Source organism: Isoptericola sp. NPDC055881, from assembly GCF_053615895.1.
Genome location: NZ_JBSHCR010000027.1, coordinates 25,738 through 45,512 on the forward strand (window position 1 = coordinate 25,738; position 19,775 = coordinate 45,512).

The following is a 19,775-nucleotide window of genomic DNA, read 5'->3' on the forward strand; positions in this document are numbered from 1 at the left end:
TCAGCGGGTGGTGCGGGACGGTGCGCCGCGGTGCGAGGTGGTGCGGGCGGTGCGCTCCGCTGCCGCCCAGGCACGCTGCGCGGGGGTGAGCTCGTTCCGCTCGCCACCCTGCAGCGCCCCTGAGGGACGCCAGAGGTGGGTCACGGCGAGGGCGAGGGCGTCCGCGGCGTCGGCCGGGCGGGGCAGCTCCTCCAGGCCGAGGATGCGCGCGATCATCCGCTGCACCTGCTCCTTGCCGGCGCGGCCGGAACCGGTGACGGCAGCCTTGACCTCGCTGGGGGTGTGCATCGCGACGGGCACGCCCCGCTTCGCGGCGGCGACCATCGCGAGCCCGGCCACCTGCGCGGTGCCCATGACGGTGCTGCGGTTGTTCTGGGCGAACACGCGCTCCACGGCCACGACGTCGGGCACCGTCCGCTCGAGCCACTCGTCGAGCCCCTGCGCGATACAGAGCAGGCGCAGGTCCACGCTCAGCTCGGGCTCGCTGCGCACGACCCCGACGTCGACCATCCGGGCCCTGCGTCCCGGCAACGAGTCGACGACGCCGACCCCGCACCGGGTCAGCCCCGGATCCACCCCCAGCACTCGCACGCGGTCACCATCTCACGCACCGCGGACACCCCCGCGCAGGCGCGACGACGGCCCCGCACGGGACACAGATCACGCCCAGCCTCCTCCCACCACGAGGAGGACCCGCCACGAGCGAACGCGGCGGAGCGACGCGGGCGGGTCGGGTGGGACGTGTCGCGAGGCTGGCCGGGCCTGGCGGGAGGCCGCGAGGAACGAGCGGCCGGATGGCGCGCCTCGCGACACGTCCCACCCGACCCGCCCGCCCCAGCCACGAGCTGCAAGAACGAGGCGGTCAGTCCTCGTCAAGCGCCGCCATGACCTCGTCCGAGGCGTCGAAGTTCGCGTAGACGTTCTGCACGTCGTCGCTGTCCTCGAGCGCGTCGATGAGGCGCAGGATCTTGCGCGCGCCCTCGACGTCGACCTCGACCTGCATGGACGGGTGCCAGATGGAGTCGGCGGAGTCGTACTCGATCCCGGCCTCCTGGATGGCGGTGCGCACGGCGACGAGGTCGGTGGCCTCGGAGAGGACCTCGATGACCTCGCCCTCGTCGCTGACCTCCTCGGCGCCGGCGTCGAGGGCGGCGAGCATGACGTCGTCCTCGGTGACGCCGTCGGCCTTCGGCACGACGACGAGGCCCTTGCGGGAGAACAGGTACGACACGGAGCCGGGGTCTGCCAGGTTGCCGCCGTTGCGCGTGAAGGCGAGGCGCACCTCGGAGGCGGCACGGTTCTTGTTGTCCGTGAGGCACTCGACGAGCACGGCGATGCCGTTGGCGCCGTAGCCCTCGTACATGATCGTCTGGTAGTCGACGGCGTCGGCGCCCTCGCCGGAGCCCCGCTTGAGCGCGCGGTCGATGTTGTCGTTCGGGACCGACGACTTCTTCGCCTTCTGGATGGCGTCGAACAGGGTCGGGTTGCCCGCGGGGTCGCCGCCCCCGGTGCGCGCGGCGACCTCGATGTTCTTGATCAGCTTCGCGAAGAGCTTGCCACGCTTGGCGTCGATGGCCGCCTTCTTGTGCTTGGTCGTGGCCCACTTGGAGTGACCTGACATGCGCTCCCTAACTCCTTCGCGATGCTTGGACGAGCCGGACGAACAACTCGTGCACGCGCGCGTCCCCCGTGATCTCCGGGTGGAACGCGGTGGCGAGCAGCCGTCCCTGACGTGCTGCGACGATCTTACCGGCGGCGGGGCCCACCTGGGAGCCGTCCGCCCAGCGGTCGGGGATCCGCGCCAGCACCTCGACCTGCGGGCCGGCGGACTCGACCCACGGGGCGCGGATGAACGCGGTGCGCACCGGGCGCCCCTCGGGGGCGTCGGAGATGCCCGCGACCTGCAGGTCCGCCTCGAAGGAGTCCACCTGCCGGCCGAACGCGTTACGCCGCACGACGACGTCCATCCCGCCGATGGTGCGCTGGTCGGCGGTGCCACCCTCGATACGGTCGGCGAGCAGGATCATGCCGGCGCAGGACCCGAACACGGGCAGCCCCTGCGCGACGAGGTGACGCAGCGGGTCGGCGAGCTCGAAGAGGCGCAGGAGCTTGTCGATCGTGGTCGACTCGCCGCCGGGCAGCACGAGCCCGTCGACGGCCGCCAGCTCCGCCGGGCGGCGCACGCTCACAGCGCGGGCCCCCGCCTGCTCGAGCGCGGCGGCGTGCTCGCGGACGTCTCCCTGCAGGGCGAGGACGCCGATCGTGGTGGTCACCGGGGAAGTGTAGAGCCGTCGCCCGGGGCGGCTCCCCGACCGCTCAGGTGCAGGTCCCCAGCAGTCCCAGCGTGATCGTGTACCGGCGCGTGTTGGACCACGCGGAGGACCAGGTGGTGCCACCCGTGAAGACTCGTTCGGCGCGGACCCGGGCGATGGCGTTCGTGGCCACCCCGGTGACCTGGTACGTCGTGGTCCCGGCCGCGACCTGTGCCGTGGTGGCGCCGCCCGGCCCGTACCCGAACTGGTACCGCGTGGCGGTGGTCACGGCCGTCCAGGTGAAGGTCACCGACGTGATGCCGAGCAGGCCGCAGCTCAGCGTGGGCGCGGGCACGGTGGCCGCGCCCACCGAGCCGCTCAGCACCGTGCCCGTGTCCGTCCACGACGTGCCGGGAAGCGCCGCCACGAGGACCACGGACATCCCGCCGCTCTGCCCCTGGGTGGTCGACGGCGCCGTCGCCGAGAGGCTCACGGCGAGGCACAGCGCGGCTGTCCCGCCGGCCGGGATCGTCGCCGTACCGCCGGTCCCTGCGCCGCACCCGGACCCGGTGTCGGCCGCGCCGAAGGACGCGCTGGTGGTGAAGGCCGTGCCCAGCGTCCCGGTCCGGGACGCCGTCGCGCTCACGGTGGCGGCGCGCGAGCCGCCGTTGCGCACGGTGACGACCTCGGACGCCCCGGAGCCCGGCACCGCGCCCGTCAGCGTGAGCGCCGACAGCGTCACGGTGCCGCCGCGGCCCACCAGGCCGTTCCCGAGGCCTACGACCTGCACGTCGACGGTGCCGGCCGTGAGGCGGGCCGTGGGCGCCGTCGCGGTCCCGGCGGTCCTCCACCAGCCCCAGGCGACGCCCCCGCCCGCCAGCGCGCAGACCATCGCCACGACGACGAGGGTCGCGACCCGGCGGAGGCGCGCGCCGCGGCGTCCCGGCTCAGGCACGGTCCCCGCCGCCTCGCGCCCACGCCACCCGCAGGAGCGCGCCCGCCGCCACGGCGAGCACGGCGATCACTGCGAGCCCCGCTCCGACCCCGCCGGTGCGCGGGAGCACGCCGGTTGTCGGGACGTCGCCGGGGGGCGCGACGTCGCCGTCCTTGTCCGCGCCGCCGCCTCCGGCAACGCCGTCAGCGCCGTCAGGGTCCTCAGCGCCATCACTGCCGTCGGTGCCGTCGGTGCCGCCACCCGCGTCAGCCTCACCCGCGAGCGTCACCACGACGTCGACCGGGACCGACGCGCCCTGGACCTCGTTGCCGGCCGACGGGGCGAGCGTCACCTCGAGCGCGACGGGCAGCACCTGCGCCTCCGCGAGGCGGACAGCGGCCGGCCGGCCGGCCTCGGCCCAGTCACCCCCGGCCGGCCGGACGCGCACCCGCAGAGCATCGGCGAGCGCGGCTGCAGGGCCGTCCGGTCGCCCGCCGAGAGCGGCCGCCACCCGGGCTCGTGCGGCTCCCGGGCCGTCGTTGCGCACGAGCAGCACGGCGCGTCGTGTCTCGCCCGGCACCCACGGCTCCCCGGTGAACAGCGCTGCGTCGAGGCCGTCCGTCCAGCGCCTGCCGTCCAGGCTGAGGGCGACGCCGCCTGGCTCGTCGCCCCGATCCCCCGGCACCGCGGCCCCCGGCACCGCGGCCCTCGGCACCGCGGCATTCGACACCGCAGCTCTTGCTTCGTGGGCTTCCGCGACCGGGCCGGACCCCACGGCGAGGAGCGCCCCGACGGCGATCGCGGCGCTCAGCGTCCGCGCGGCTGCGGCGACGGCGCGTGGGCGTGTCACCGGACGTCTTCCTGCGCCGGGTCTCGCGGGACGCCGCGCTGCGGGTCGCCGGTCTCGGCGTCCGCCGCCGGCCACCACGTCGCCAGGCCTGCGGACGGCGGCGGTCCGCCGGTGCGGGCACCTCGCTGCACCTGCTGGTCCTGCTGCCCCCGTCGCTCTCGCACCTCCCCGACGACGAGCCACGCGGCGTACCCGAGCAGGCACGCCGCGGCCGCCGTCGTCAGGGCCCGACGTTCGTCCGGCGTCCCGAGGCCCATCACGCGCCCCAGCTCCGGGACCGCGTACCAGAGGACGCCACGCACCTGCGGGGCACGCACCGGGAGCGGGTCGGCCACATCGTTCGCGTCGCCGCGCGTGACCAACGTCCGCTCCCCCGCCGCTGTCGTACCGAGGCCCACCACCCGATGGGTGACCACCGTCGGGTCGCCCGAGCGCAGCTGATAGGTGACGACCTCGCCGGTCGTGATCTCCGCGACGTCGACCGGACGCACCACCACGAGGGTGCCCACGTCGAGGCCGGGCCGCATCGAGCCCGTCGCCACGCCGTAGGGTGTCGCGCCGCCCAGGCGAGGGACCACCACGACGAGCAGCAGCGCCCCGCCGGCCAGCAGCAGGACGAGCCAGGCGAGGCCGCGCCCGACGACGCGTCGCACGACGCGCGCCGGACGCGGAGGTGCCGCGGCCACCGCCGCCTCAGGGAGCGGGGACGACGTGCGCCTGCGTGACCTGGACGGTGACGTCCTCGAGCGCGGCGGTCAGCGCCTGCGTGTCGTTCGCCGCGGCCGTGTCGAAGGCCGCCTCGAGGTTGACGACGAGCGAGTCCGTCTCCCCCACGGGCACCGGGTCGGTCAGCGGGAGCGTCAGGGTCTCGCCGCCGAGCGTCGCCGAGGTGAGGCTCAGGTCGAGCGCACCGGTGAGGGCGTTGTCCTCCGACCACGTCGGGGAGGAGACCGTGATGTCCCCGAGCGCGAGGTGGTCGCCGGTACCTCCCACCGCGAGCGTGCAGGTGGTCGTCACGGTGTCGCCCGGCACGATGCCGTCGGTGACGGCCCCGCCGCCGTCGAGGGTCCAGTCGCCGCACGCGCCGTCCGACATCGTCAGGGTTCCGGCGGTGACGTCCGTCCCGGTGGCCGTCCCCTCCGCGGTCCAGTACGCGATCGTCTGGGCGCCGCCGACCAGCAGGACGGCCGCACCCCCCACGGCGATGGCAGCCTTCGTCAGTCGGTTCACGTCGAGGTCCCCCCGGTCTCCCGATGCACGCCGCGCGCTGCACGCGGCTCCCGCACCTCGGTGTGCGGATCGGTGAACCCTGTCACCGTAACCGGTGATTGCTCCGGGCGCTCGCCGTCAGAGCGCGCCGAGCTCCTCGGGGTCGGAGGGCTCGTCGTCGTACTGCGTGCCGAGGTGGCGCACGGTGCCGTCCCACCCGGCCGCCAGGGCATCGACGACGTCTGGCAGCGCGGTGGGGAACACCTCGCGGGTCTCGGCACGCAGCTCGGTCGTCGTGAGCCAGCGCATCTCGTCGAGCACGTCCCGCTCCTCGGCCGTCCACCCCTCCGCGGTCGGCACGTGCCCGCCGTCGACGCGCGCGAGGAAGAACACCTCGTCCTGCAGGCACGTCTCGGCGAAGAACCGGAAGACGCCGGCACGGGTGAGGACCGGCCCCACCAGGTCGCCCGGGGCGAGAGCGAGGCCCGCCTCCTCCCGCAGCTCGCGCAGGGCGGCGTCCACCTCGCTCTCGCCCGCGTCGATGCCGCCGCCCACGGTGAACCACCAGGAGCGTTCGGGCTGGTCGGCGTCGTGGCCGCGCACCAGCAGGACGCGGTCCGCGTCGTCGAGGACGATGACGCGGGCCGCGCGGCGGTGCCGCAGCCCGTCGGGGCCGACCACCCAGTCGTCGCCGAGGGCGGGCGTCACCAGCCCCGCTCCGCCAGGCGCACCGGCGCCGGCTCGGCCTCGACGTTGATGCCCACCATGGCCTCACCCAGGCCGCGGGAGACCTTGGCCAGCATGTCGGGGTCGTCGTGGAACGTGGTGGCCTGCACGATCGCCTTGGCACGAGCGACCGGGTCGCCGGACTTGAAGATGCCGGAGCCCACGAAGACGCCCTCCGCGCCGAGCTGCATCATCATCGCGGCGTCCGCCGGGGTGGCGATGCCGCCCGCGGTGAACAGCACGACGGGCAGCTTGCCGGCCCGCGCCACCTCGGCCACGAGCTCGTACGGCGCCTGCAGCTCCTTGGCCGCGACGAAGAGCTCGTCCTCGGGCAGGGAGGTCAGGCGGCGGATCTCGCCACGGATCTGGCGCATGTGCGTGGTCGCGTTGGACACGTCACCGGTGCCGGCCTCGCCCTTGGACCGGATCATCGCGGCGCCCTCCGTGATGCGGCGCAGGGCCTCACCGAGGTTCGTCGCACCGCACACGAAAGGCACGGTGAAGCGCCACTTGTCGATGTGGTTGGCGTAGTCGGCGGGGGTCAGCACCTCCGACTCGTCGATGTAGTCGACGCCCAGGGACTGCAGCACCTGCGCCTCGACGAAGTGCCCGATGCGCGCCTTCGCCATCACGGGGATGGAGACGGCGTCGATGATGCCGTCGATCATGTCCGGGTCGCTCATGCGGGCGACGCCGCCCTGTGCGCGGATGTCGGCCGGCACCCGCTCGAGGGCCATGACGGCGACGGCGCCGGCGTCCTCGGCGATCTTGGCCTGCTCGGGGGTGACGACGTCCATGATGACGCCGCCCTTGAGCATCTCGGCCATCCCTCGCTTGACGCGGGCCGTGCCCACCTCGCCCGCGGGGATCTGGCCGTTGCCGGTGGTCTCGCTCAACTCGCGCCTCGCTCGTGTCGCAGGATGCGGCGTGACCGCTGTCACGCCGGTTCCATCCTAGGGCGCGCGGTCAGCTGCTCGTGAGGCCTGCCGGCATCTGGTCGTCGAGCTCCACGGTGCGCGGCAGGGCCGCGTGACCGCTGAGCCGCAGCAGGCGCACGTACCAGGTACGACGCGCCCGCTGTGCCTGCAGGACCGCCTCGTTGTGGAAGCGCCGTGCGAGCTGCGCGCGGTACCAGGCGGCCGCGAGGCGGCCCACCAGGGCGTCCCCGTCCGGTGCGGCGCGCAGCTCGCGGAGGGACTCGTCGTCCCCGAGGGCCGAGCGCAGCGTGGACGACAGCTCGCTCTCGGCGCGCTCGCGTCCGGGCGCGAGCCCGTCGAGCGCGAGCTCCGCGCCGGTCGGGCCCGACGGGACGGGGTCCTCCACGGCGGCGAACGCCGCGTCGGCGACCAGCACCGCCCCCGCGGGGTCGAGGAGACCGGACGACGCCAGGTCCACGGCCGCGCCCGCCCGGCGGACCAGCTGGGCCAGGAGCGCGATGCGCGACGCGACCACCTTGCGGTGCAGCCGGTCCAGGCGGGAGGCGGAGACCCACGCGAGCCACACCACCACGGCCGCGACGACGAGGACGACGAGCGCGAGCTCGGACCAGCTCATGCGCCCTCACCCCCCACGGCACGGCGGGTGCGCAGCCACCCGACCGCGCTCTCGGCGCGCGACGGGGCGACCGGGGTGCCCAGCGCCTCGCCCGCCGCGACCGCCATCTCGTACACCGCGAGCACCTGCGCGGTCACCGCCGACCAGTCGAACCTGCGCACGAACGCCGCGGCCCGGTCGCGCCGGACGGCCGTGTCCTGCGGGTCGTCGAGCGCCTCGAGGATCGCGCGCGCCAGGTCGTCCGCCTCGCCCGTGCGGAAGAGCCGCCCGGCGGCGCCCTCGTCGAGCACGCGCCGGAACGCCCCGAGGTCGCTGGCGACGACCGCGGTCCCGGCGCTCATCGCCTCGACGAGCACGATGCCGAAGCTCTCGCCGCCCGTCTGCGGCGCCACGTACAGGTCCGCCGAGGCGAGCAGCGACCCCTTGTCCTCGTCGCTCACGCCCCCGAGGAACTCGAACGAGCCCGCCAGCGGGCCGAGCGCCTCGATCGCGGCGTCCCGCCCGGCGTCCCCCTTGCCGGCGACGAGGAAGCGCGCACCAGGGACCCGCTCCAGCACGCGCGGCGCGGCGGCGGCGAGCACCTCCAGGCCCTTGCGCGGCTCGTCGAGGCGGCCCAGGAACGCGATGGTGGGCGCCTCGGGCGTGCCGCGCCAGCGCTCGGCGGTCGCGGCCTGCGCGAAGGTGTCCACGTAGACCCCGTTCGGGATGACGACGGCGTCGCCGCCCACGTGGTCGACGAGGGTGCGGCGAGCGTCCTCGGACACCGCGATCCGGGCCGCGATCTTCTCCAGGGACTGCCGCAGCAGCGGGAACGCGACCTGCAGCGCGCGGGAACGCTCCTGGGACGTGTGGAACGTGGCCACCACCGGCCCCTCCGCCACCCACAGCGCGAGCATCGAGAGGCTGGGCGTCATGGGCTCGTGCAGGTGCAGGACGTCGAACCGGCCGGCCTCGAGCCAGCGGCGGACGCGTGCGGCCGCGCGCGGCCCGAAGGTGAGCCGTGCGACGGAGCCGTTGTAGCGGACCGGGATGGCGCGGCCGGCGGACGTCACGACGTCCGGCACCGGGGTGTCGTCGTCGGCGGGGGCCAGCACGGACACCTCGTGCCCCGCGCGCTGCAGCGCGCCGGCCAGGTCACGCACGTGGAACTGCACCCCGCCCGGGGCGTCGAACGAGTACGGGCACACGATCCCGACCCGCAGCGGCCGCGACGCGGTCAGGGGGTGCTCGGGCGCGCTCATCGCTCGCCCGCCTCGGCCTGGGTGCGGGCGTACCGCGCGGCGTCGAGGTCGTCCACGAACACCCGCTGCAGCATGTGCCAGTCCTGCGTGGACTCCTGCAGCGTCCGCGCGACGGCGTCCACCCAGCCCTGCGTCATGCGGGCGACCAGCTCGTGGCGCCGCAGCCCCGAGTCGTCCGGCACCGGGACGGCCGGGTAGAAGCGGATGACGATCCCCCAGGGCGTGCCCGCGGCGCGGCGCCGCTCCCCCGTCAGGCGCTCGTAGGTGATGCCGACGGGCACGAGCGGCACCTTCGCGACCAGCGCGAGGGTGGCGGGGCCGGCGGCGACGCGGGCCCGGTGCCCGCAGAGGTCCACCTCCACGCCCGTCGCGGCCAGGTCGCGGTCCGCCAGCAGGGGGACGATGCAGCCGCCCTTGGTGGCCCCGCGCACCAGGTTGCGGAAGACGTCCGGGTCGCCGAGGGGCAGCACGTCGATGCCGAGGGAGCGGCGGAACTCGACGAACTCGACGAACAGCTCCTCGGGCTGGAGCCGCTCGGCGACGGTGAGCACGGGCGCGATGTGCGGCGTCGCGTACGCCCCGGCGAGGTCCCAGTTGCCGAGGTGCGCAAGGGCGAGGGAGACGGACAGCCCGTCCCCGACGGGTCCCGACACGTGCTCGTAGCCCTCGAGCCGGACGCGCGCCGCGATCTGCTCGGGCGTCGACCCCTGGAGGGTGAACGCCTCGCGGAAGTACCGCATGTAGGAACGCATGCCGGCGCGCGTGAGCCGGCGCAGCTCCGGCGGGTCGAGGTCGGGACGCACCCGGGCGTAGTTCGCCTCCAGCCGCCGCACCCCCTCGGTGCGCCGCAGCCACGTCAGGTCGGCGACCGCGGTGAACACCGCGCGGAGCAGGGGTTCGGGCACCTTCGGCGCGTGGCGCCACGCGAACGTGTACAGGCGGGCGACGTCGATCCGCATCAGACCTCCGGGGCGGGACTGTCGGTGGGGCCGGCCGGTGCCGGCGCGAGCTGCCTGCGGACGGTCGCGACACGCTGCACCACGGTGACGAGGCTGGCGACGGCGAGCAGGGTCAGCGCCGCCTCGGCCACCACCACGGGCAGGCCGACCTGGGTGAAGCCGACCGCGACGAGCGCGACCACGAGGCGGTCCGTGCGCTCCGCGATGCCGACGGCGGCCGTCGCGCCGACGCTCTCCGCGCGTGCGCGGGCGTACGGCACCACGGAGCCGAGCACCAGGCACGCGAGCGCGGCCACCTGCCCCCAGGTCGCGTACGGCAGGTCCGGGTGCAGCACGAACCAGAGCGTGATGCCCGCGAACACCGCGCCGTCGGACAGCCGGTCGAGCGTGGAGTCGAGGAACGCCCCCCACGGCCCGGAGCGGCCCGACAGCCGCGCCATGACGCCGTCGAGGGAGTCGGCGAGGGCGAAGAGCCCGATGAGGACGCTGCCGAGCAGCACGTGACCCGTCGGCAGCAGGGTGAGGGCCAGGACGCAGACGATCACGGTGCCCGTGATCGTCACGGCGTCCGGCGACACGCCCCAGCGCAGCAGCAGGCGGGCGGGCGGGGTGAACAGGCGCTGCATCGTGGCCCGCAGCCCTCCGAGCATCAGCGCCCTCCGTCCGGCGCGTCACCGGGCCAGGCCGCGGCGAGCCTGGCCCGGGTGTCGGCCAGCAGCTCGGGCAGCGCCTTGGTCTGCCCCACCACGGGCAGGAAGTTCGCGTCCCCGAGCCAGCGCGGAACGACGTGCTGGTGCAGGTGCGCCGCGATGCCGGCCCCTGCGACGTCGCCCTGGTTCATGCCGATGTTGAACCCCGCCGGGCCGTACGCCGCGGTGAGCGTGCGCACCGCAGTCTGCGTCATCGCCGCCAGCTCGGCCGTCTCGGACCCGGTGAGGTCGACGTAGGACGACACGTGCCGGTACGGCAGCACCATGAGGTGGCCGGAGTTGTACGGGTACAGGTTGAGCACCGCGTAGCACTCCGTCCCCCGGGCGACGACGAGGCCGGACTCGTCGTCGAGCGTCGGGATGCGGCAGAACGGGCACTGCTCCACCGAGCCGTCGGCGGGCTTGTCCTGCCCGCCGATGTAGACCAGGCGGTGCGGCGTCCACAGGCGCTGCATGCTGTCCTCGGGCGGGCCGAAGCCGCCCGCACCCTCCGTCGTGGCGTGTTCTCCCGTCATTGCGCCGCTCAGACCTGGGCGCGGTCGCGGACGGCGGCCACGATGCGCTCGACGGCCTCGGCCACGGGCACCCCGTTCTCCTGGGTGCCGTCACGGAACCGGAACGACACGGCGCCGGCCTCGACGTCCTCGCCGCCCGCGATGAGCACGAACGGGACCTTCTCCTTGGAGGCGTTGCGGATCTTCTTGCCGAAGCGGTCGTCGGACAGGTCCACCTGCGCGCGGATCCCGCGGGCCTTGAGCTGGGCGACCACGTCCTTGAGGTAGTCGTCGAACGCCTCGGCGACCGGGACGGCGAGCACCTGGACCGGCGCGAGCCAGGCCGGGAACGCCCCCGCGTAGTGCTCGATGAGCACGCCCATGAACCGCTCGATCGAGCCGAACTTCGCGGAGTGGATCATCACCGGCTGCTGCTTGGTACCGTCCGGCCCGGTGTACTCCAGGCCGAAGCGCGCCGGCTGGTTGAAGTCGTACTGGACGGTGCCCATCTGCCAGGTGCGGCCGATGGCGTCCTTGGTCTGCACGGAGATCTTCGGCCCGTAGAACGCGGCGCCGCCCGGGTCCGGCACGAGCTCGAGGCCGGTCTCGCGGCCGACCTCCTCGAGCACCTTCGTCGCGGTCGCCCAGTCCTCGTCGGAGCCGACGAACTTGTCCGGCTTGGAGTCGTCACGCGTGGACAGCTCGAGGTAGAAGTCGGTGAGCCCGAAGTCCGTGAGGACGCTCATCATGAAGTTCAGCAGGTGCTTGACCTCGCCGGGCGCCTGCTCGGGGGTGACGTACGAGTGCGAGTCGTCCTGAGTCAGCCCCCGCACGCGGGTGAGGCCCTGGACGACACCCGACTTCTCGTACCGGTAGACGGTGCCGAACTCGAAGAGCCGCAGCGGCAGCTCGCGGTACGACCGCCCGCGCGAGGAGAAGATCAGGTTGTGCATCGGGCAGTTCATGGCCTTGAGGCGGTACTTCGAGCCCTCGAGGTCCATCTCGGGGAACATCGTGTCGGCGTAGTACGGCAGGTGGCCCGAGGTGTGGAACAGCCCGTCCTTGGTGACGTGAGGAGTCCCGACGTACTCGAAGCCCTCCTCGATGTGGCGCCGGCGGACGTAGTCCTCCATCTCCCGCTTGATGACGCCACCCTTGGGGTGGAACAGCGGCAGGCCGGAGCCGACCTCGTCGTGGAACGAGAAGAGGTCCAGCTCGGCGCCGAGCTTGCGGTGGTCGCGGCGCTCTGCCTCCGCCAGCCGCTCGAGGTACGCCTTGAGCTCGTCCTTGCTGGGCCAGGCCGTGCCGTACACGCGCTGCAGCATCGGGTTCTTCTCGCTGCCGCGCCAGTACGCGGCGGCGTTGCGCATGAGCTGCACGCCGTTGCCGATGAGCCGGGTGCTGGGCAGGTGGGGACCGCGGCAGAGGTCCTTCCAGACGACGGTCTCGCTCTCGCGCCCGGCACCGCGGACGTTGTCGTAGATCGTCAGCTCGCCGCCGCCGACCTCCACCGAGGACCCGTCCTCGTCGGACGAGCCGCCCTTGAGGCCGATGAGCTCCAGCTTGTACGGCTCGGCCGCGAGCTCCGCGCGCGCCTCCTCCTCGGTGACGACGCGGCGGCGGAAGGTCTGCCCCTCCTTGATGATGCGCGCCATCGCCTTGTCGAGCGCCTTGAGGTCCTCGGGAGTGAAGGGGGTCTCGACGTCGAAGTCGTAGTAGAAGCCGTCGGTCACGGGCGGGCCGATGCCGAGCTTCGCGTCGGGGTTGACCTGCTGCACGGCCTGGGCGAGCACGTGCGCGGCGCTGTGCCGCAGCACGGCGAGGCCGTCGGGCGAGCCGATCGTCACGGGTTCGACCACGGTGCCCTCCGCGAGGTCGCGGGAAAGGTCGAGCAGCTCGCCGTCCACGCGCATGACCACGACGTCCTTGCGGCCCGCGAAGAGCTCCGTGCCCGTCGTCGGCGTCTGCACCGTCACCGCGTCCTGCGTGTCGTCGGAAATCGGTGGCATCGGCGAGGCGACGTCGGACACGGGCGTGCTCCTTGGTGGTCGGTGGCGCCGAGCGGTGCTCGACGACGGTGGGACGCGGCCGGCCCGCGCGGGAACGCGCTGGCACGGCCGAGGGGCGCCACCTGCGGGTGGCGCCCCTCGATCGTACTCATCCGGACCGGCTACCACGACGAGGCGCTCCGCGTCCCGCCCGCCGCCCCGGCACGCGCGGCCGTCAGGTGCGCTTCCTCGCTTCCTCGGCCGCCTTGTCCACGTAGCCGTCCACCCTCTCCGGCGTGCGCTTCTTGACCTCGTCGGCGACCTTGTCGATGTTCTCGTCGGTCACGAGGCCCTGGAGCGCGTCCTTGGCCTTGTCGAACAGGCCGCCCCGGCCCGAGCTCTCCGTCATGTCGTCCTCCTCGTCGTGGCCACCCTGCCGGCACCCCGCCGGCTCGACCTCCGTCAAGGCCACCACGGGCCGGCACCCGGCGCGAGCTGGGCCAGGCGGGCGTCCGCCGCGACGATCGTTACCTCCGGCAACCTTGTGAAGGATTTCACGAGCAACGCCGGTGCTGGTCAGGTCCTGTGGTCTTACCATAGAGACAGCGCCGGACCCGGCGTCGACCAGACCGGCCGCGCACCCCGCGACCCGGCACCCGGAGGGGACCATGACCACCACCCGCACCACCCAGCGACCGGTTCGCATCGTCGGCCTCGTCGCGCTGATCGCCGGCATCCTGATGATCGGTGCCGGCGCCGCGACGTGGGCCACCGTGAGCAGCCAGCTCGCCGCCCAGGACATCACCGTCTCGGAGGACGCCGCGTTCCTCGGTGGCGCCACCGTCGACGGCCCCCTCACCGCCTACGCGCAGGCGCAGGTCATCGACAAGCACGCGCTCGAGGCCACCGGCGGCCAGACCTACGCCCAGCTCGGCCAGGACGACCCGCTGCGCGCCACGGCCATGAACGCCTCGTTCCTGCGGGCCTCGCTGTTCACCTCGGTCGTCGCCTACGGCGTCAGCGCCCTCGTCATGGGCCTCGGCGTCCTGTTCGGCCTCATGGGCTGGTCGCTGCGCAGCCTCGCCGCAGCCCCCGCCGTCGCCACCGCCACGGTCCCGGCCGCCGCAGCCACCACGCCGGCCCGCGGTCGTCTCAACCCGGCGGTCTGACCGCCGCACGCTCGCCAGGCCCGCCCCCGGTCCCCCGGGAGGCGGGCCCTCGCGTGTCCGGACGCGTCGGCACGCGCCGGCACGCGGACCGACCACCCACGGGTCACGATGGGCCCGTGCCCTCCGACGCCCCGCGCTCCCCCGACGACCCACGTCCTCCCGACGACCCCGGCTACCCGGACGCCGCCCGCACCGCCCCGACGCTGTCCGCGCTCGACGCCCACCTGGTCGAGTGCCGCGCGTGCCCGCGGCTCGTCGCCTGGCGCGAGGAGGTCGCCCGGGAGCGCCGCGCCGCCTTCCGCGACGAGGTCTACTGGGGCCGCCCGGTGCCGGGGTTCGGCGACCCGGCGGCGCCTGTCGTCGTCGTCGGGCTCGCCCCGGCCGCGCACGGTGCCAACCGCACGGGGCGGATGTTCACCGGCGACCGCAGCGGCGACTTCCTGTTCGCGGCCATGCATCGCACCGGGTTCGCGAACCAGGCCACGTCCGTGGCGGCCGACGACGGCCTCACGCTGCGGGGCGTGCGCGTCACGGCGCCCGTGCGCTGCGCTCCCCCGGCCAACAAGCCGACCCCCGAGGAGCGGCGCCGGTGCGCGCCGTACCTCGCACGCGAGGTCGAGCTCGTCGGCGACGGCGTCCGGGTGGCGGTCGCGCTCGGGTCGATCGGCTGGCAGGCGCTGCTGACGACGCTCGCGGAGCAGGGCTGGCAGGTGCCGCGCCCCCGGCCACGGTTCGCGCACGGCGCCGAGGTGACGCTGACGCGGGTCGCCGACGGCACCGGCGGCACCGGCGGCACGGGCGGCACGGGCGGCACCGGGAGCCAGGACGTGCCCGCCCTCACCGTGCTGGGCTGCTTCCACGTCTCGCAGCAGAACACGTTCACGGGGCGCCTCACCCCCGCGATGCTCGACGCCGTGCTGCTGCGCGCCCGGGAGCTCGCGGGGATCGCGGCGGACACCGACCGGTAGGGTCGCCGCGTGACCGTGACCATCCTCACCGGGCCGCCGGGCGCCGGGAAGACCACCGTGGCGGCGTTGCTCGCCGCGGACGTGGCCCGCCCCACCGTGAACCTCACGACCGACACCTTCTACCGGTCGATCGCGACGGGCTTCGTGCCGCCCTACCTGGCCGGCTCGCAGCGGCAGAACGGGACCGTCGCCGCGGCGGTCGTCGGTGCGGCGAGCGCGTACGCGCGCGGCGGGTACGACGTCGTCCTGGACGGCGTCGTCGGACCGTGGTTCCTGGCCCCGTTCCGCGTCGCCGCCGCCCGCGAGGGCTGGGACCTGGCGTACGTCGTCCTGCGCCCCGCCCTCGACGTCACCCTCGACCGGGCGACCGCGCGCGCCGACGCCGAGCTGCGCGACCCGGACGCGGTGCGGAGCGTGCACGCCGCCTTCGCCGACCTGGCCGAGCTCGAGGCGCACGTGCGCGACACGAGCGCCGAGGGACCTGCGGACACCGCCGCGGCCGTCCGCTCGGCCCTCGCCGCCGGGGCGTTCCGCCTGCCCGCGGCCCCGACCACGGCCGTCGAGGACTCCCGCGTCGAGCCGCCGTTGCGCGGCGACGAGGTCTCGACCCTGCGGGGTTTCCTCGACTACCACCGCGACACGCTGCGCCAGAAGGCCGGCGGGCTCACCGCCGAGCAGCTGCGGACGCCGCTGCCGCCGAGCACCATGACGCTGGGCGGGCTGCTCAAGCACCTCGCCTACGTGGAGTCGAACTGGTTCCTCCAGGTGTTCGAGGGCGGCTCGGCGCTCGCGCCGTTCGACACCGCCGACTGGGCCGCGGACGCCGACTGGGAGTGGCACAGCGCCGCCGACGACACGCCGCAGGAGCTGCGCGCCCTCTTCGACACCGCGGTGACGGCCTCCGACCGGGCGCTGGACGCCGCGCTCGACGCCCCCGTCGCCCCGGGTCCTCTCGACCGCACGTCCGTCGTCGAGTCCCGGCGCCCCGGCGAGGGCACGTTCAGCCTGCGCTGGATCCTGGTCCACCTGGTCGAGGAGTACGCACGGCACAACGGTCACGCCGACCTGCTGCGCGAGGCCCTGGACGGCGTGACGGGCGAGTAGCCGGCGCAGGACCGGGTCAGTGCGCCGGGGCGTGCTGCTCGGCGTGGCGGCTCGGCCCCAGCACATAGTGCTCGGTGACGTACCCGACCGTGGCGGCGAGCAGCACGACCGGGGTCAGCGGCGGTGCCGCGGAGCCCAGCAGGAGCACGACCAGCACCGACGCCGACACGGGGAACGGGAGCGAGGCGGCGGTCGCCGCGGCCATGCCCGCCGCGAGCGCCGGCACGGCCCCGTACCCGGGCAGGTCGCCCAGGAGGGCGCCCGCCGCCGCCCCGAGGAGCACGGCGGGGAAGATCGGCCCGCCGCGCAGGCTCCCGAGGGACACGGCGTACCCGAGCCCCTTGAGGACGAGCAGGGCGAGGAGGGCACCGACCCCCCAGGCCGCCGGGTCCGCGGCCAGGGGGCCGAGCAGCCCCTGGCCGGAGAGCACCACGTCCTCGGGCGAGCGCCCGGTCAGCAGCGCGTACGCGGAGGCGCACAGGGCCACGGCCACGGCGCCGACCACGGCACCGACGAACGGGCGAGGGGCCGACCACCGGGCGACCACACCGCCCAGGCCGCGCACACCGCGGACGGCGGCGGCGACGACCACCGCCAGGGGGATCGTCCACAGGACGTCGGCCAGGTCGAGGCGGGCCGGGCCCTGGATGCCCGGCAGGGCGAGGGAGGCGATCTCGAGCCCGGTCCATTGGCCCACCCCGGTGAAGACCAGCCCACCGATGCCCGACGCCAGGACGGCCGGCAGGACGGTCCGTGCGAGGTTCTGCCCGGCGACGCCGGCCAGCGCGGTCGCCTCCACGATGAAGACCGCGCCCACGACGGGGCTGCCGAAGATCGCGGAGATCGCGGCGGCAGCGCCTGCCAGGGCGAGGACGTTGCGCGCCGGGTCGCTGAGCGACGCGCGCCACGGGCCGACGACGATCAGGGCGAGCGCCGAGCCCAGGGCGAGGAGGGGCGCCTCCGGGCCGAGGACCGCGCCGAGCGGCAGGCCTGCGAGCGCCCCGAGGAGGATGCCCGGGACGTGCGAGGCGGGAACGGGGCCCATGCTGAGCCCTTGCACCGGCGCGTGTCCGCCGTGGCCCGGCAGGGAGCGGACCGCGATCCCGACACCTGCGCCACCGATGAGGAGCCACGGGACCGGCCACCACCAGGGCGGCTCGGAGAAGCCCCACGCGTGGGGCAGCTCCTCCCACACGGCGTGGGTCATGAGGTGCAGCAGCGCGAGGAAGGCGAAGGCCGCCACCGAGATGACGATGCCGAGCAGCGCCGACACCGCGAGCAGCCGGGCGTACGGTCGCCACATGACGGGTGGTGCTGCCGTGGCGTCGCTCACCGGTCCTCCGTTCCTGCGGGTCGTCCCGCTCTCGTCGTCCTGCTCTCGTCGTCCCCCGGGAGCCCCGGACGGGGCAGGACGAGCGAGGGCGGGGCCGGACGCACGCGTCCGGCCCCGTCCTCGTGCGGCACCCGCTCAGCCGAGGAGCTTGGCCTTGGCCGCCGCGAACTCCGCGTCCGAGAGCACGCCTGCGGTCTTCAGGTCGCCCAGGCGCTGGAGCTGGGCGATGAGGTCGTCCTGGGCCGGGGCCTGCGTGACCTGCGCCGCCTGCTGCGCCTGCAGCTGCGCCTGCTGGGCCTGCAGCTGGGCCTGCTGCTGCTCGTAGGCCTGCTGCTGCTGCTGGGCGTTGTACTGGTCGGCGGCGTACCGCTGCTCCTCCCGGGAGGCCGCGCGCCGGTTCATCGCCCGGCTGGTGGCCTGTGCGGTGCCGGTGATCACGGCCGTGCGAGCCATCGTGCCGATGAGCCCGGGGCGTCCCATCCGTCGCATGGGGGGCATCTCAGTTCTCCTTCTCGATCTCTGCGGTGAGGGCCTCGAGGGCCGCCGGGGGCACCTGGGTCCAGTCGAGGAGCCGGCCGCCCGCGCCGCGCAGGGCACCCGTCAGCCCCCGCGCCCACAGGTGCTCGAAGACGAGCATGCCGACCGCTGCGCCGGGGGCGAGGTCCTCGGCGATGTCGTCGACGTCCTCCGCCCCGAGCAGGCCTGCGGGCTCACCGACGATGCGGGCGAGCTCGTCGTCGCCGCCCTCGGTGGCCTCGAGCCACTCGATCGTGCCGTCCTGCGCCTTGCGGATCAGCAGGGCGTCGAGCACGTCGATCGTGCCGGCGTCGACGAGCCGGCCGAGCTCGGCGATCACCTCGCCCTTGAAGTCCGTCTGGGGGAACTCGATCAGCACGAGCTCCACGGGTCCGGTGGAATCCATGTCCTGCCTCTCTGTCGTTCAGTCGGTCTGCGGGCGGGAAGCCCACCCGCTCGTCGTCGTGCGCAGGATCGCCCAGACGACGAACACGTCCAGGGCGATCACGAGCACGGCCCACAGCGGGTAGTACGGGAGGAAGAGGAAGTTCGAGACGGCGCTGAGGCCGGCGACGGCGATCGCCACGCCCGCGGCCACGGGGCTCCCCCGCAGGAGGAACACCCCGGTGAGCGCCAGGGCCACCCCGAGCAGGACGTGGATCCAGCCCCAGGCGGTGAGGTCGAGGGCGAACGCGTAGCCGTCGGGCCGCAGCAGGAAGTCGTCGTCGAGCAGGGCGGCGAGCCCCTCGAACCCTTGGAACAGGCCCGCCATGATCAGGAGGGCCGCGGCGAGCGCCGTGCCGCCCACGGCCCACACCGACGGCTCACCGCCGCCCGTTCTCCTCATGCGGCACACTCTCGCACCGCTGGGTGCCAGGCGCATGCCGGGGAGGGGTGAGGCGCGACCCGCGCTCAGGAAGCGAAACTCCAGGTCATCCGCCACGATGTGCCAGGAGACGACAGCGGTCGCACGAGGGGGACACGATGGCCGAGACCCGGGACGACCCGACCGAGGACGCACCGGCGAGTCCCGCCACGCCCCCCGCCCCCGCCCCCGTCCCGGCGCGCGCGCCGGAGCCGGGCTCGGGTTCCACGGTGAGCCGCCGTGTCGAGCTCGTCGCGACCGTGCTGCTGGCGCTCGCCACCGTCGTCACGGCATGGTCGGCGTTCCAGAGCACCAAGTGGTCCGGGGTGCAGGCCAACAGCTATGCCGCCGCGTCGGCGGCCCGCGCCGAGTCGACGCGCGCCTCCACGCAGGCCGGCCAGCTCACGACGATGGACGTCACGGCGTTCGCCTCCTGGATCGACGCCGTCGCTTCGGAGAAGCGCGCCGGCAGGGACTCCGGGCTCGCCGACGACGGCACGTACGAACCGCAGGACGGCACCGAGTCCGCGTTCCTGTACGGCCGGTTCCGGCCCGAGATGGTCCCGGCGTTCGACGCCTGGATCGCCACGGACCCGCTGCACGACAAGACCGCACCCCGCACGCCGTTCCTGATGCCGCAGTACCGGTTGGAGGCGCAGGAGCGCGCGGACGACCAGCTGCAGCTCGCCGAGTCGCTGTCCGCCACGGCACGGCACGCCAACCAGAACGGCGACAACTACGTGCTGACGTCGATCCTGTTCGCGTCGGTCGCGTTGTTCGCGGCTCTCAGCACCAAGCTGGCCCACCACACCGCGCGGCGCGGGCTGCTCGGCGCGGCGATCGTCCTGTTCGTCGTCGCCACCGCCGTGGTCCTGTCGTTCCCCAAGCAGCTCTGACCGGGCG

The 19,775-nt window shown here is 74.4% G+C and carries 24 protein-coding genes; 4 read left to right on the top strand and 20 right to left on the bottom strand.

Annotated features, from left to right (window positions below; all coding sequences use genetic code 11):
* The 16 genes from ruvC to ACWGKI_RS10385 all read right to left on the bottom strand — a co-directional run bounded on the left by ruvC (position 1) and on the right by ACWGKI_RS10385 (position 13,326).
* Positions 1–591, bottom strand: coding sequence for a crossover junction endodeoxyribonuclease RuvC (ruvC, locus tag ACWGKI_RS10310; protein ID WP_380242072.1), 591 nt, complete (start codon positions 589–591; stop codon positions 1–3).
* A gap of 271 nt (positions 592–862) precedes the next feature.
* Positions 863–1,621: a YebC/PmpR family DNA-binding transcriptional regulator gene (locus tag ACWGKI_RS10315; protein ID WP_380243054.1), complete on the bottom strand. Its 759-nt coding sequence runs from the start codon at positions 1,619–1,621 to the stop codon at positions 863–865.
* Positions 1,622–1,628: 7 nt separating this feature from the next.
* A complete protein-coding gene (gene pdxT / locus ACWGKI_RS10320) occupies positions 1,629–2,273 on the bottom strand; it encodes a pyridoxal 5'-phosphate synthase glutaminase subunit PdxT (protein WP_380243052.1) in 645 nt (214 codons plus the stop codon).
* 43 nt (positions 2,274–2,316) lie between these two features.
* Entirely contained in the window at positions 2,317–3,207 is an 891-nt protein-coding gene (locus tag ACWGKI_RS10325) for a hypothetical protein (protein ID WP_452186718.1), read from the bottom strand.
* Complete coding sequence (locus ACWGKI_RS10330) at positions 3,200–4,036, bottom strand: hypothetical protein (protein WP_452186720.1); 837 nt, start codon at positions 4,034–4,036, stop codon at positions 3,200–3,202. The genes ACWGKI_RS10325 and ACWGKI_RS10330 overlap by 8 nt, the downstream gene beginning before the upstream one ends.
* Positions 4,033–4,689, bottom strand: a complete 657-nt coding sequence (locus ACWGKI_RS10335) for a signal peptidase I (RefSeq protein ID WP_452186722.1) — start codon at positions 4,687–4,689, stop codon at positions 4,033–4,035. The genes ACWGKI_RS10330 and ACWGKI_RS10335 overlap by 4 nt, the downstream gene beginning before the upstream one ends.
* Positions 4,690–4,729: 40 nt before the next feature.
* The gene (locus ACWGKI_RS10340) at positions 4,730–5,266 is read right to left on the bottom strand and encodes an alternate-type signal peptide domain-containing protein (RefSeq protein WP_380243044.1); all 537 of its coding nucleotides are present in this window, start codon (positions 5,264–5,266) and stop codon (positions 4,730–4,732) included.
* Between the two features lie 117 nt (positions 5,267–5,383).
* Positions 5,384–5,953: an NUDIX hydrolase gene (locus ACWGKI_RS10345; RefSeq protein WP_380243042.1), complete on the bottom strand. Its 570-nt coding sequence runs from the start codon at positions 5,951–5,953 to the stop codon at positions 5,384–5,386.
* Positions 5,950–6,867, bottom strand: a complete 918-nt coding sequence (gene pdxS / locus ACWGKI_RS10350) for a pyridoxal 5'-phosphate synthase lyase subunit PdxS (protein ID WP_380243040.1) — start codon at positions 6,865–6,867, stop codon at positions 5,950–5,952. Before pdxS ends, ACWGKI_RS10345 begins: the two co-directional genes overlap by 4 nt.
* 70 nt (positions 6,868–6,937) lie before the next feature.
* A complete protein-coding gene (locus ACWGKI_RS10355; protein ID WP_452186724.1) occupies positions 6,938–7,525 on the bottom strand; it encodes a hypothetical protein in 588 nt (195 codons plus the stop codon).
* On the bottom strand, positions 7,522–8,766 hold the full coding sequence (locus ACWGKI_RS10360) for a glycosyltransferase family 4 protein (protein ID WP_380243036.1): 1,245 nt from the start codon (positions 8,764–8,766) through the stop codon (positions 7,522–7,524). The genes ACWGKI_RS10355 and ACWGKI_RS10360 overlap by 4 nt, the downstream gene beginning before the upstream one ends.
* The gene (locus ACWGKI_RS10365) at positions 8,763–9,725 is read right to left on the bottom strand and encodes a phosphatidylinositol mannoside acyltransferase (RefSeq protein ID WP_452186726.1); all 963 of its coding nucleotides are present in this window, start codon (positions 9,723–9,725) and stop codon (positions 8,763–8,765) included. Before ACWGKI_RS10365 ends, ACWGKI_RS10360 begins: the two co-directional genes overlap by 4 nt.
* The gene (pgsA, locus tag ACWGKI_RS10370; protein WP_452186728.1) at positions 9,725–10,375 is read right to left on the bottom strand and encodes a phosphatidylinositol phosphate synthase; all 651 of its coding nucleotides are present in this window, start codon (positions 10,373–10,375) and stop codon (positions 9,725–9,727) included. Before pgsA ends, ACWGKI_RS10365 begins: the two co-directional genes overlap by 1 nt.
* Positions 10,375–10,950, bottom strand: coding sequence for an HIT family protein (locus tag ACWGKI_RS10375; protein WP_380243029.1), 576 nt, complete (start codon positions 10,948–10,950; stop codon positions 10,375–10,377). Before ACWGKI_RS10375 ends, pgsA begins: the two co-directional genes overlap by 1 nt.
* Positions 10,951–10,958: 8 nt before the next feature.
* The gene (gene thrS, locus ACWGKI_RS10380; protein ID WP_452186750.1) at positions 10,959–12,938 is read right to left on the bottom strand and encodes a threonine--tRNA ligase; all 1,980 of its coding nucleotides are present in this window, start codon (positions 12,936–12,938) and stop codon (positions 10,959–10,961) included.
* 214 nt (positions 12,939–13,152) lie between these two features.
* Positions 13,153–13,326, bottom strand: coding sequence for an antitoxin (locus tag ACWGKI_RS10385; RefSeq protein ID WP_380243027.1), 174 nt, complete (start codon positions 13,324–13,326; stop codon positions 13,153–13,155).
* 259 nt (positions 13,327–13,585) lie between these two features.
* Between ACWGKI_RS10385 and ACWGKI_RS10390 the strand changes: the two genes are divergently transcribed.
* The 3 genes from ACWGKI_RS10390 to ACWGKI_RS10400 all read left to right on the top strand — a co-directional run bounded on the left by ACWGKI_RS10390 (position 13,586) and on the right by ACWGKI_RS10400 (position 16,158).
* A complete protein-coding gene (locus ACWGKI_RS10390; protein WP_380243025.1) occupies positions 13,586–14,086 on the top strand; it encodes an aromatic ring-opening dioxygenase LigA in 501 nt (166 codons plus the stop codon).
* Between the two features lie 116 nt (positions 14,087–14,202).
* Positions 14,203–15,054 (top strand): uracil-DNA glycosylase, encoded by an 852-nt coding sequence (locus ACWGKI_RS10395; protein ID WP_452186731.1) that lies wholly within the window; start codon positions 14,203–14,205, stop codon positions 15,052–15,054.
* Positions 15,055–15,063: 9 nt separating this feature from the next.
* Positions 15,064–16,158, top strand: coding sequence for a DinB family protein (locus tag ACWGKI_RS10400; RefSeq protein ID WP_452186733.1), 1,095 nt, complete (start codon positions 15,064–15,066; stop codon positions 16,156–16,158).
* A 16-nt stretch (positions 16,159–16,174) separates the two neighbouring features.
* On the opposite strand, the gene ACWGKI_RS10405 is transcribed toward ACWGKI_RS10400, so the two are convergent.
* The 4 genes from ACWGKI_RS10405 to ACWGKI_RS10420 all read right to left on the bottom strand — a co-directional run bounded on the left by ACWGKI_RS10405 (position 16,175) and on the right by ACWGKI_RS10420 (position 18,854).
* Positions 16,175–17,491, bottom strand: coding sequence for a chloride channel protein (locus ACWGKI_RS10405; protein ID WP_452186735.1), 1,317 nt, complete (start codon positions 17,489–17,491; stop codon positions 16,175–16,177).
* A 135-nt stretch (positions 17,492–17,626) separates the two neighbouring features.
* On the bottom strand, positions 17,627–17,989 hold the full coding sequence (locus ACWGKI_RS10410) for an SHOCT domain-containing protein (protein ID WP_380243016.1): 363 nt from the start codon (positions 17,987–17,989) through the stop codon (positions 17,627–17,629).
* Between the two features lies 1 nt (position 17,990).
* The gene (locus tag ACWGKI_RS10415; RefSeq protein ID WP_380243014.1) at positions 17,991–18,413 is read right to left on the bottom strand and encodes a DUF6325 family protein; all 423 of its coding nucleotides are present in this window, start codon (positions 18,411–18,413) and stop codon (positions 17,991–17,993) included.
* A gap of 18 nt (positions 18,414–18,431) precedes the next feature.
* Positions 18,432–18,854, bottom strand: a complete 423-nt coding sequence (locus ACWGKI_RS10420; RefSeq protein ID WP_452186737.1) for a DUF7144 family membrane protein — start codon at positions 18,852–18,854, stop codon at positions 18,432–18,434.
* Positions 18,855–18,991: 137 nt separating this feature from the next.
* On the opposite strand from ACWGKI_RS10420, the gene ACWGKI_RS10425 reads away from it, so the two are divergent.
* On the top strand, positions 18,992–19,768 hold the full coding sequence (locus ACWGKI_RS10425; protein ID WP_452186739.1) for a hypothetical protein: 777 nt from the start codon (positions 18,992–18,994) through the stop codon (positions 19,766–19,768).
* The last annotated feature ends 7 nt before the right edge of the window (positions 19,769–19,775 follow it).